The following is a 12,200-nucleotide window of genomic DNA, read 5'->3' on the forward strand; positions in this document are numbered from 1 at the left end:
ACGGTTAAAATATATTGTAGAGTTGTCTCTAAATATTAAGACATATAAACTTTCAGGTGGAGCTTTTTGCCATCTGAAAGTTAGAAATCGTTATCCAGAGACGTAGCAGCCGTTATCTCCCACTTTGAAGAAGATGGGAGTGTTACGGATGGTAGTCATCGGATAAATTAATTATTTTTCCGACCTAAGGAGGAAAAATTTCCTTGACCTGTTACGTAAGTAACTTCTCTCACCTTTTACGGCTTTAGCCTCGTCAAATCTTTCCTCTAGCCGAAGGCTTTCTTTAATCTTTTTATCTAGCTTTAGCTACGATAAAATTCTTTAGTCCTTGCTTCGTAATCTCTTTGTATTATGATTCAACATAATTACTCAGCAACCTGTATTAAGTATAAATTTATCTATAACTTTTGCAACTCCGTCATTATCATTAGTATCTGTTATATAATCTGCCTTGCTTTTAACAAGTTCTGTGCCATTTCCCATTGCAACTCCAAGTCCAGCATATTCTATCATGGATAAATCATTTTGACTATCTCCAATAGTTATTATTTCATCCCTTTTAATATTGTAGTATTTAGCTAGAGCTTCAACTGCTTGTCCCTTTGATACACAACTTGAAGTTATCTCAATATTTTTTTTACTTGAACTTACGATTTCTAATGTTTTTACTTTTTTAAATTCTTCTTTTGAGCCATTAAGTTTTTGTTCATTAATATTTATTATTTCACATTTTATAATATCTTCATCGTTTTTTTCTATATATTTAAGTAATTTATCGGTTGATATGTATTTTATGCTCATTTTGCCGTCTTCAGCATTTATCATTGACTTTAAGAAAAGATATTTTGTTATTATATACACAAACCTACTAGAGCAAATTATACTATTGTGAGTATTTAAATTTACTTTTAGTTTATGTTTTTCACAAATATCTATAATTTTTTTTAAATTATAAGCTCCAAGCTTGTTTTTATAAATAACTTTATCTTCTGTTTTTTCTTTTATAATCGCTCCATTAGAAGCTATAACCGGTGATTTTACTCCAATTAAATTTGAATAAAAAGCAGCATTATTATACACTCTCCCAGTAGCAATAACAACATGTACACCTAATTCATGTGCTTTTCTAATAGCATTTTTTGTATATTCGCTTACTATCTTCTTTCTATTTAAAAGTGTTCCATCCATGTCAATACACAATAATTTATATTTCATTTCTATCACCTACACAATTTATTTAACTTCTGCAAATGTACCTATTTTAGAATTATAACATAAAATATTGTGCTTCTATTTTAACTACACTTTAAGTTTATATTAATTTTAACTGTTGAGAAACCATATTGCAAAATTCAAAACTCCTGCAAATGAAACCCATAAAATATATGGTATCATTAACCAGCCTGCAATTTTGTCAATTTTAAAAAATTCAAAGGTTGTTAGCATTATAAATACAAGTAACAAAAGCAATTCTACAAACGCAAGCCCATATAGTCTAAATCTAAAAAATATAATTGTCCATAAGAAATTTAAAAACAATTGTATTCCATACAATACTAGTGCTTTTTTAGTATCTTTACCTGCTTTTCCTTGCTGACATATTCTATATGCAGCAAGCCCCATAAGTATGTATAAAACTGTCCAAACAATTGGGAACACCCAGGCCGGTGGTGCAAATATTGGTTTTGTAAAAGTTTCATAATCTTTCATATTACTCATTCCTAGGAATCCACTTAAGCCCCCTACCGCTAAAGCTATAAATACACTTAAAATAAGATCAACTATTTTAACTTTCCCACCTACTTTTAATATCCCAAACACTTTGATGCACTTCCCCTTTTTATTATTTAGTAACCTCATGAAATTATATTTATTGAGCATCCAATTATATACCTAAATCAAGTGACTTTTTTCTCCAGTATAACAAATTATTAATCTATGAAGAGCTCTAGTGCATGCTATATAAAGCAATCTTCTATCCAATTTGCTGCTATAATTTTTATTTGATACATCATAAATTATAACCGCATCAAATTCTAAACCTTTTGCCATATAAGTTGAAACAATAACTGTACCCTTTTTAACTTCTCTATCATTTTCACTTAGTCCATTCACCTTAATTAATTTGCTTAAATTTTTATATGCTTCATTCTTCTGTTCTTCCGTTTTACATATAATACCTACAGATTCAAAACCATCCTCATAACATTTTTTTAAAGCACTAACTATCTCATTATTAATGTCATTAAAATTATTCTTATGGAAGATTAGCGGCTCTTCTTCATGCCTTATAAAAGGTTCTATTCCATCGCTACTTTCTAATAATTTTCGAGAAAATAAATTTATTTCATAAGAAGATCTATAACTCTTTTTTAAGGATAATTTAGTCCATTTATTTTTGTTTAATATATGAATTATTTCATTATATATATTATTGTTTTTTTCTTTTTCAACTATTTGATTATAGTCACCTAATACTGTGTATCTTGCATTTTTAAATAGCATGCTAAATATCTTATATTGAATTGGATAATAATCCTGTGCTTCATCAATAACAACCTGCCTAATCTCTTCATAAGCTTCATTTCCGCCTATAATTAATTTAATATATAATATTGGGGCACAATCTTCAAATTCCACGTATCCATTTTTAATTCTACTGTAAGTTTCTGATAACACCTCTTCTATATTTTGTGGCAGTTTTATTCCATATGAAAGCCTATAAAACAGTTCTTTTTTACAGAACAGTATTTTATACATTTCAAAATAATCTACAATTGTAAAACTCCTTATATCTCTTAATGTGCTTTTGAATTTTTTTATTGATAAAAGTCTGCTAAAAGCTTTTGCATCAAATTCATGCCAAGGATACTGCCTAACAATCTGTTCAAGTTTTGATACTCTTCCTTTTCTCATAGGCTGAATTTTATATAATATCCTGTTCTCCATTCTTTTAAGTCTTCTACATATAGGCATATTAATTTTATTATTAAGAAACTCATTTTTTAACTCTTGTCTTGTTTCTACAATAGTTCCATCATAAGAAATATCCTTAAAATTTATTAAATTATGTTCATAATATTTTATAAATCTATCTAAAATTGTAACAAAATCCATAGAGCCTTTAAATGTAATATTGTCCGTTTTCGTTTTCCTTTTATCAAAGTTTTTTTCATTAATTATATTTTCTAAAACTTCATTTCTAGTTTGTATTTTAAATCTGTTTCCAAAAGTCTTCTTTATTATTTCATCATAAGTTATTTCCCTTACATTTTCTTCTCCAAGTTCAGGTAAAACATCAGAAATATAGTTACTAAAAATAGAATTGGGGGATATTATCACTATATTATTTGATTCTAATTTTTTTCCTAAATAAGCATAAAGGAGAAATGCAATTCTGTGCAAAGCTATAGAAGTTTTCCCACTACCAGCTGTTCCTTGAACAATTAATAATTCATTTTCAATATCTCTTATAATTATGTCTTGCTCTTTTTGAATTGTTTCTACTATATTTTTCATTTTATTTGAGGAATTATTACCCAATACCTGCTGAAGTATTTCATCATTAATTCCAGTACTGCTGTCAAAATAATATTTTAGCTTTGATTTTTCAATCTTGTATTGTCTTTTTATCATAATTTCACCATTAATATTTCCAACTGGTGATTTATATGTTGCTCCTCCTATTTCATGCCTATAGAACATACTAGCTACAGGTGATCTCCAATCATAAACATATATTTCGTTTGTTTTATTATCCATAATATTAAATCTGCCTATATATATTTTTTCCTTTTCTTCATAACTATCTTCAATAAAATCAAATCTTCCAAAGTAGGGGGATGATATACTTTTTTTATATTTTTTCAATTCCTTTTGACCTAAATAAAAATTTCTATTGGCCGTCTCTACTGCAAAAAGTTGAACATTAATATCTGCCATCTTATCACTGTCATTAGAAAAATGTGCGCTATTTTCCCACATCTCTTTACCTGCTGCTCTAAATTTATTTAATTTTTCATCAAACTCAATTTCAAGTGTTTTAATACTGTCCTTTACAAATTTTAGAGTGTTGTCTAGATACCTTTCTTCTAATTCCTTTTCATTGTTCAATTTTGACATTATATCTTCCTCCAAAAAAACTATTGACATTTATATTTGTTTTATGTTATGATACTATTGATAATTATAAATATTTTTATATACATGTCTAATTATTAATTATAAACAAAAAGTGCACTCATGTAAACCATGAATACACTTTTATTTTTTTGAGGATTTATTCCTCAATCATATATATAAGATTGTCTTCTACATTATATAACAGCGGAGCAATTAAAATGCTTGGATACAATTTTCTTAATCTGTTAACTTCACTTATAGCAAAATTCACTTCATTACCAATTTCGCAAATAGGAGCAAAACTATTAAAATAATCTTCAGCATGAATTGCCTTCCATCCCGTAGCCTTTGTTATTCCATTAACTATAGCCTCTTTTCTTCCTGCTAAATTTACCATGCCGCAATCACTATGTACAATTATGGCAATAGCTTTAGCCCCTCCAAATCCAAGAGCATATGAAACATAAAAATCGCTATTATGTAAGTTTCCGCCGCCTGTTCTAATTACATAAGCAAAATTCTGAGGAATATTAATTTGTATTCTATTATCCATACAAGTACCAATTAGCAATTCCGGAACTTTAACCTTATCACAACTTTTATTTAAATTATGATATTCTAGAAGTTTACTAATTGGAGTGTTTTTATATTTATTCAAAATATCATCTTTATATGTTACTTTTATAAGTTTATTCATAGTTCCTCCATTAAAAACACTAAATTTTTAATAGATATTATATCATAAAATTCAATTATATCCTATGCTTCTAATGCTATTTTAAAATCTTTTATTAAATCCTCAATATCCTCAAGCCCAACCGAAACTCTTATTAAGGTATCTTTTATTCCAAGTTTTTCTCTTTCTTCTTTGGGTATTGATGCGTGAGACATTTTAACTGGATAAGATACAATTGTTTCAACTCCTCCTAGGCTTACGGCTACCGCTGCAAGTTTTACATTTTTCATAAATTTTATTGCAGTCTCTACAGTTTTTGTTTCAAATGAAAGAACGGCACCGCCACCTTTAGCCTGTGAAAAATGTATGTCACTTCCTTCATGTGTTTTAAGTCCTGGATAATACACTTTCTCTACTAAATCCTGCTCATTTAACCATTCTGTAAGTTTTGCAGCACTTTTTTGCTCTTGATCAAGTCTAACTTTAAGAGTTTTAAGTCCACGTAAAATTAACCAAGAATCTTGAGGTCCAAGTATTGCTCCAAAGGCATTTTGAACAAAATACACTCTTTCTGCCAATTTCTCTCCTTTTACTGCAACAAGTCCACCAACAACATCACTATGCCCGCTAATAAATTTAGTAGCACTGTGTACTACTATATCCGCACCAAGTTTTATTGGATTTTGTAAATATGGTGACATAAATGTATTATCCACAATAACTATAATATTGTGTTCTTTAGCAATTTTAATAATTGCATGAAAATTTGTGATCTTTAATAGTGGATTTGATGGTGATTCTAAGAATATAGCTTTTGTGTTTTCCCTTATATGTTCTCTTACTTCATCAACGTCTGTAGTATCAATAAGACTAGTCTCTACATTAAATTTGCTCAAAAATTGTGAAGTTATTCTATAAGTTCCACCATATACGTCTTTACATGCTATCAAATGATCTCCAGAAGCAAAAATTGATAATACAGAAGAAATTGCTGCCATACCAGACGAAAAAGCAAATCCTCTGTCTCCACCTTCTAGAATGGCAATACTGTTTTCAAGTGCCTCCCTAGTTGGATTTCCAGATCTAGAATAGTCATATTTACCAAAATCATCAATATCAAACTGGTGAAAAGTTGAAGTTTGATATATTGGTATACTTATAGCTCCTGTACTTTTATCTATTTCATTTCCATTATGGATAAGTTTAGTTCCAAAATTCATGTATAAAACCTCCCGTTATTTGTTAAAACTTTTATTAAGATCTTCAATTAGATCATTTATGTTTTCTATTCCTACTGATAATCTTAAAAGTTTATCAGTAACACCAATTTTGTTTCTTATTTCTTCTGGTATAGCTGCATGAGTTTGCAAATAAGGATATGTTATAAGGCTTTCCACTCCTCCAAGACTCTCTGCAAAGGAAATAACCTGAACATTTCCAAGTATTTTTTCAACTGTTTCCTTTTTCTTTACAGTAAATGATAACATTGACCCAAAACCACTTGCTTGTCTTAAACATATTTCATGCCCTTTATTTTCTTTAAACCCTGGATAAAAAACTTCTTCAACTTCACTACATTCTTTAAGCCAGTTTGCTATCTCAATAGCATTTTGTTGCTGCTTTTCTAATCTTACTGGTAATGTTTTTATTCCTCTTTGAATTAACCAACTATCAAACGGAGAGAGCGTTGCTCCAATAGAAACCTGAGCAAATCTAAGTTTTTCAATAAGATCCTCTCTACTTGCCACTAATAATCCAGATAGTGTATCGTTATGACCACCTAGGAACTTTGTTCCGCTATGAATTACTATATCAGCTCCAAGGTCTAACGGTTTTTGAAAATATGGAGTTAAAAATGTGTTATCAACTATTGTTATAACTCCATTGTTTCTTGCTAATTCTGATATCTTTTTTATATCACTAATTTTCATCATAGGATTTGACGGTGTTTCGATATAAAAAGCTTTAGTATTATGCTTAATTGCTTTTAAAATCTCCTCTAAATTTGTTGTATCAACATAAGTTACCTCAATCCCATAATTTTTATATACATCTTCAAATAATCTGTAAGTTCCTCCATATAAATCATCTGATATGATAACATGGTCCCCAGGCAAAAATAATCTCGCTACAGCATCTATAGCTGCCATTCCTGTAGAAAATGCTAAGCCCTCTTTTCCACCTTCAAGTCTTGCAATGGTCTTTTCAAGTTCTTCTCTTGTAGGATTTTGAAGCCTTGAATAATCATATCCAGTACTTTGGCTTAGACCTGCATGTTTAAAAGTTGCAGTTTGATATATAGGAACACTTATACTTCCAGTATTTTCACTCCATTCACAACTTCCATGAACGGCTATTGTCTCAAAATTTTTACAGTCTCCACACATAAATTATGCCTCCAATCATAATGTAATTTATAAAATAAAAAAGCTGCCTTTCATAAGAAAAGCAGCGCACCTATACAAAATCCGCGTCTTTCCTTATCTTCCAGAAATAAATTTCTGCAGGAATTAACACCGATGCATTCGAATGAGAATGCCGGTTGTTGGGTTTCATAGGGCCAGTCCCTCCACCTCTCTTGATAAGAACAAGATTGTTTATATATTTAGTTATTATATAAATAATATACATTTTATCACTTTTAGTCAATACTTTTATTTAATATTTTGATTTACCATTTGCATTGTAATTTATATTTGTATATAATGTACATTATAGTACTTAGTATATTTTTTATAGTGAGGTAATATATGAACAGTAATATAAATAATGAAACACAGGATTCTTGCATTAATGAAGTTTGCCCTGTAGAAACTGCACTTAACATAATTGGTGGTAAATGGAAAGGTGTCATAATATACAGGTTACTTGATGGCAAAAAAAGATTTAATGAATTAAATCGAATGCTTCCCAAAATTACTCACAGAATGCTTACGCTTCAACTAAGAGAACTTGAACGAGATGGAATTGTTAAAAGAACTGTTTATGCTGAAGTTCCACCGAAAGTTGAATATGAATTAACGAATTTTGGTCTATCAATTAAACCAATAATATCAGCAATTTATAACTTTGGAGTTGAGTATAAAAACCTTAAATAAAGTTTATTCGTAATATAAAGAAATTGCGAAGCAACTGATTAAAGATTTTTACTCTACTACGTTAGTAAAAAGGTGAAAGATTGCCAGAGTGGCAAAATTAAGGAATTAACGATAATGCCGTTAATGGTGAGAGAATTTGCTTTCAGCAAAATGGGAAAGGATGATTTTTCTACGCTATGCTACGAAAAATCTTTGAACTTATAATCTAAAGTATATTGACATTCAACTTTTGACTGAAAGTCTTTAGAGTTCGTTCATAAGTATTTATTAGAGTATTAACATAACATGAACATCAAAGGCTACGCCTAAAACCAAAACCTACGGTTAAAACATATAAGTCCATTCACTTTAAGCTGTAAAATTCATCTTTTACCTGTTACTTAAGTAACTTCTCTCACCTTTGACGGCCTTAGCATCGTCAAAGCTTTCATCTAGCCGAAGGCTTTCTTTAATCTTTTTATCTAGCTTTAGCTATGATAAAATTCTTTAGTCTTTGCTTCACAATTAATTATATTCCGATTCCATTTAGTATGTAGTTCATAACATTATCAACAATATCATCAATATTTTCCTCGTTTTTTGAGACTTCATATATTGAACAAGAACTTAAAATTCCAACAAACAAATATGTTATCAACATAGAATTTCCTTTTTTTATCATTTTTGCATTAATGGATGTACTAATAAAACTTTCAATATAATTAATATAGTTGTTAACTATGTCTCTTAATTCAAACTGTCTTATTTCTTTCCCCCAAAGCTGACTTGCAACAACTTTAAAAAAGTCTCTATTTCTATTTACAAGGCTTAGTTGAGTTTTAAAAACAGTTCTTAGTTTTTCAATTTCTCCATCCGTTTTACTTACTGATTCATCAATTTCTTCTTGAATAACTTTCATACCTTCAGAAATTATATATTTAAAAATTTCTTCCTTACTTTTGAAATAGTAATATAAGGTTCCTTTAGCAACCCCTGCCTCAGAAGCTATTCCATCCATAGTTGCTCTATCATAACCATTAATTGAAAAAACTTTAATCGCAGAAGTAAATATCAAATTTTTTGTTTTATTCATATAATCACCCCAAAATAATCACACATATGCCATTCACATGGCGTCAGAAGCAAATCCCCGCCTTAGTGTAATTTTCACTTTATTTAGACTAGTCAGTACAATAACTTTCTTCTTTATTATATACTATTAAAATAAAGTAAATCAATATATTTTAACAATATTTGTTATAAACCGCATTTTACTTTTTTATTCTAAAGTATCAAAGCTATACCCCTTTGATTTTAGATATTCAATTATTTGTGGAAGAGCTTCTGCAGTTGTTGTTTTTGCGCCGGCATCATGCATTAAAATTACAACGGTATTTTGTGTAGTATATTTTTTCAGATTACTTAATAACGTTTTCACAGGTAAATTGTATCCATTCGCATCTCCAATTGCATCATTCCAATCAATAAACCTATATCCAGCACTAGTGACCGAAGCTCTAAACGGTTCTAATTTAGGGCCAAAAGAACCTCCTGGAAATCTAATAAGTTTTGAATTGTAACTTTTACCCAATATTGACTTTAAAACCTCATCGCATTTATTTAAATCATTAATAAAGCTTTCAGTTCCCTCTTTATAATTTAATTGATGACTATATGTATGATTTCCAATAACCTCACCACAATAAAATTCATCTTTTACTAAATCAGGATGTTTCTCAGCATTTTTACCTATTAAAAAAAACGTAGCCTTTATATTGTTTTTATTCAATATGTTCAATATTTTTTTAGTATTAAGTGATGGTCCATCATCAAAGGTTAGATAAGCAACTTTTTTGCCACCATTTGTCTTGACAGTCCAAGGAGTATACTGCCCTGCATATTGATTTTTATCATCATTTTTAGATATGCCAATTTCAGGTCTATTCAATATATAATTATCAGTCCGTCCATATTTTAATACTGTAACATCATTTATTTTATTATGCTTATAACTAAAAAAAACAATTAATATAATTCCATAAATCAATATAGATGTTATTATTAGATTTTTTTTAGCTTTTTCTTGTTCATCTTTCTTGTACATAAATAACAGCTCCCTGTATATAATGACTTATTAATTGCTCTTGTTATTATACATTTAAAGTGCTATTTTTATGTATCTTACTAGTGATGTTAAAAATCAAGTTACTTAATTATTATTTCATAAGTCACATATACTTTTTGTAAAATAATTTGGGGTGTCTCAACTTAACAAATTGCCCTGCAATTTCTTATAATTTTGAGACACCCCATTTATTCAGTTATTTTTATTAATTCCAAAAACTAAAGTTCATGTATGTTGGAATTTTGTTTGCTGCAAGTTCTTGTCTCATCTTTGATATAGCACTATTAACTTCTGATCTTATAGCTGCTTGTTTTGATGTATCTACAATTGATATACTTCCACCAATAGGAGCCTTAAGATTTTTTGATGCAAATGCTTGTGCATTGGTAAATGCTCCAGCTGTCATAAGATCAAGCACATAGTCACCTTTTAGGTTACCTAACCCCATACCATTTGTAAGATTTATTGTTCCTGCACCGTTATTTTCATCAAAACCTTTTGCTATATTGTCAACGGCTAAGCAATCTTTAAGATTCCTTACACCATTTGTCTGATCACCATACTTTGAAGAACCTGATCCCATTTTGAAACCGTTTCCATTGCCTTTTGATTTTCCAACTGTCATATTTGTATCTACGGGAAGTCCATTTGCCTTGTCATATGCTCCAGTAAATATTGTAGGATCACCAGAATGATATGCTACGCAATATTCATAAGTAACGTCACTATTACCTACGCCAAAGCTGTCCCAAGCATCATCAGAATTTTCGGCAGATACACAATGTGAAAATACATTACCTGTTCCAAGATAAAGTTTTGCCGCAAATCCATCCGCATTTCCACCACTTGTCAATATGTCAAAATTTCTATAAGCTACAGATCCAATTACATGGTTATTATTGGGACGTACATGAACCCCTGCTGTCTCAAGTCCATCACTACCTGAAATTTGTAGTCCTGCATCCCCATTATATCTAAATACACAATCAATAATTGTATTATCATCAGGTTTACCAGGTACTATCTGGGATACTGGAACAGATGAACTATAGTTAGGTTTTATTAGCATCCCATTGTCATATGCTTTTTGGATTATTAAGCCTTTTATTGTATACTGTCCACCAGTAATTCTGATACCTGCAAATGCGTCACCAGTTGCCTTAGGACTAACTATTTTCGATGCCTCTCTAAAAGATGTAAAGTCTAACACTGGTGTGTATCCGCTTGCTGCTTCAATAGTAATTCCTGAATTTATTTTGTCAAGTACAAGCTGACTTTTACAGTCAATCAAATTTGATGCAATTTCTATTTTCTGACCACTGCTTGCTGAAGAGGCTGCTGCTTTTAGTTGATCAAAATTTGAGACTGTAATATCCCCCCCAGCTGCTCCAAATACTTTTGGTATAGGAGTTAACAATAAGCTGAATGCCATAGTCATTAAAAGTCCCATCTTTGCTGATTTTTTAATTTTTTTCATAACAATACCCCCCAATTTTTTATTTTATATCATTAGAATTGTCCCTAACGTTTATAAAATGTAATTTATAGATTTGTATAATTGAAGATTTTATGTTAACGTTAACATTATTACCACATATGTTTCATCTACAGAGTACACCCATACTATATAAATGTCAACAATAATTTTATATAAAAAGTTGCAATAAGTAATTTTAAAATCACCTCTTTATTTTTTAATGTAAAAAAGGAAGATCATAACTGCTCCTCCTAAAAATCAAAATACTTCATACTTATTTTTTTAAACTCATGTGTACTGTATAATATGTTAAAATCATTAATATGACTAACATTAGAAATATCTTCAACTATCTTTTCACATTGACTTTTTGTCTCTCCATGAATCATAGTAAAAATATTATAAGGCCAGTTAGGACGTATAGGACGTCTATAGCAATGACTTACTTCTTTAAACGACACCATAAATTGAACTGTTTCCTTGATTTTTTCATCTGGAACTTTCCATACTACCATTGCATTAGCCTTGAAGCCAGCATTTCTATGATTTAAAATAGCACCAAACCTGCGGAGAATTCCTCTTTCTGAAAGTTCTTTAATTTTTTCTAGAAATTTTTCTTCTGAAATTCCTAATTCTTTCGCCATGTCTTTATATGGTTCTGACACAAGTGGAATATCCTCTTGGACCTTCCTAATAATCTTTATATCCAATGAACTTAACACC

Annotated in this window: 11 protein-coding genes and 1 riboswitch; of the genes, 1 reads left to right on the forward strand and 10 read right to left on the reverse strand. The window is 29.8% G+C overall.

Annotated features, from left to right (window positions below; translation table 11 throughout):
- Positions 1-369: 369 nt before the first annotated feature.
- The 6 genes from B8978_RS04930 to B8978_RS04955 form a co-directional block, all read right to left on the reverse strand.
- Positions 370-1,215, reverse strand: coding sequence for a Cof-type HAD-IIB family hydrolase (locus B8978_RS04930; protein ID WP_084114316.1), 846 nt, complete (start codon positions 1,213-1,215; stop codon positions 370-372).
- A gap of 108 nt (positions 1,216-1,323) precedes the next feature.
- Positions 1,324-1,860, reverse strand: a complete 537-nt coding sequence (locus tag B8978_RS04935) for a TspO/MBR family protein (protein WP_084114318.1) — start codon at positions 1,858-1,860, stop codon at positions 1,324-1,326.
- A 33-nt stretch (positions 1,861-1,893) separates the two neighbouring features.
- Positions 1,894-4,122, reverse strand: a complete 2,229-nt coding sequence (locus B8978_RS04940) for a HelD family protein (RefSeq protein ID WP_084114320.1) — start codon at positions 4,120-4,122, stop codon at positions 1,894-1,896.
- 157 nt (positions 4,123-4,279) lie between these two features.
- Positions 4,280-4,819, reverse strand: coding sequence for a carbonic anhydrase (locus B8978_RS04945; RefSeq protein ID WP_084114322.1), 540 nt, complete (start codon positions 4,817-4,819; stop codon positions 4,280-4,282).
- Between the two features lie 62 nt (positions 4,820-4,881).
- Positions 4,882-6,018, reverse strand: coding sequence for a trans-sulfuration enzyme family protein (locus B8978_RS04950; RefSeq protein WP_084114324.1), 1,137 nt, complete (start codon positions 6,016-6,018; stop codon positions 4,882-4,884).
- A 15-nt stretch (positions 6,019-6,033) separates the two neighbouring features.
- Entirely contained in the window at positions 6,034-7,185 is a 1,152-nt protein-coding gene (locus B8978_RS04955) for a trans-sulfuration enzyme family protein (protein ID WP_084114326.1), read from the reverse strand.
- Between the two features lie 90 nt (positions 7,186-7,275).
- Positions 7,276-7,386, reverse strand: a riboswitch (SAM riboswitch).
- A gap of 162 nt (positions 7,387-7,548) precedes the next feature.
- Here B8978_RS04955 and B8978_RS04960 point away from each other — a divergent pair.
- Positions 7,549-7,896, forward strand: a complete 348-nt coding sequence (locus B8978_RS04960; RefSeq protein ID WP_084114328.1) for a winged helix-turn-helix transcriptional regulator — start codon at positions 7,549-7,551, stop codon at positions 7,894-7,896.
- Positions 7,897-8,404: 508 nt separating this feature from the next.
- Here B8978_RS04960 and B8978_RS04965 read toward each other — a convergent pair.
- From B8978_RS04965 to ahbB, 4 genes are all read right to left on the reverse strand, one after another.
- Entirely contained in the window at positions 8,405-8,968 is a 564-nt protein-coding gene (locus tag B8978_RS04965) for a TetR/AcrR family transcriptional regulator (RefSeq protein ID WP_084114330.1), read from the reverse strand.
- 186 nt (positions 8,969-9,154) lie between these two features.
- A complete protein-coding gene (locus tag B8978_RS04970) occupies positions 9,155-9,979 on the reverse strand; it encodes a polysaccharide deacetylase family protein (RefSeq protein ID WP_084114332.1) in 825 nt (274 codons plus the stop codon).
- A 226-nt stretch (positions 9,980-10,205) separates the two neighbouring features.
- Positions 10,206-11,477: a pectate lyase gene (locus B8978_RS04975; RefSeq protein ID WP_242950480.1), complete on the reverse strand. Its 1,272-nt coding sequence runs from the start codon at positions 11,475-11,477 to the stop codon at positions 10,206-10,208.
- Positions 11,478-11,728: 251 nt separating this feature from the next.
- On the reverse strand, positions 11,729-12,199 hold the full coding sequence (gene ahbB / locus B8978_RS04980; protein ID WP_084114334.1) for a siroheme decarboxylase subunit beta: 471 nt from the start codon (positions 12,197-12,199) through the stop codon (positions 11,729-11,731).
- Position 12,200 lies beyond the last annotated feature (1 nt).

The organism is Clostridium acidisoli DSM 12555 (assembly GCF_900176305.1).
In the GTDB taxonomy this organism is placed as follows: Bacteria; Bacillota; Clostridia; order Clostridiales; family Clostridiaceae; genus Clostridium_I; species Clostridium_I acidisoli.

Bases quoted from the DNA above. Each gene is read 5' to 3' on its own strand.
- B8978_RS04935 (WP_084114318.1), bottom strand. From the start codon at position 1,860: ATGAGGTTACTAAATAATAAAAAGGGGAAGTGCATCAAAGTGTTTGGG.
- B8978_RS04975 (WP_242950480.1), bottom strand. From the start codon at position 11,477: ATGAAAAAAATTAAAAAATCAGCAAAGATGGGACTTTTAATGACTATG.
- B8978_RS04950 (WP_084114324.1), bottom strand. From the start codon at position 6,018: ATGAATTTTGGAACTAAACTTATCCATAATGGAAATGAAATAGATAAA.
- B8978_RS04940 (WP_084114320.1), bottom strand. From the start codon at position 4,122: ATGTCAAAATTGAACAATGAAAAGGAATTAGAAGAAAGGTATCTAGAC.
- B8978_RS04930 (WP_084114316.1), bottom strand. From the start codon at position 1,215: ATGAAATATAAATTATTGTGTATTGACATGGATGGAACACTTTTAAAT.
- B8978_RS04965 (WP_084114330.1), bottom strand. From the start codon at position 8,968: ATGAATAAAACAAAAAATTTGATATTTACTTCTGCGATTAAAGTTTTT.
- B8978_RS04955 (WP_084114326.1), bottom strand. From the start codon at position 7,185: ATGTGTGGAGACTGTAAAAATTTTGAGACAATAGCCGTTCATGGAAGT.
- B8978_RS04945 (WP_084114322.1), bottom strand. From the start codon at position 4,819: ATGAATAAACTTATAAAAGTAACATATAAAGATGATATTTTGAATAAA.
- B8978_RS04970 (WP_084114332.1), bottom strand. From the start codon at position 9,979: ATGTACAAGAAAGATGAACAAGAAAAAGCTAAAAAAAATCTAATAATA.
- B8978_RS04960 (WP_084114328.1), top strand. From the start codon at position 7,549: ATGAACAGTAATATAAATAATGAAACACAGGATTCTTGCATTAATGAA.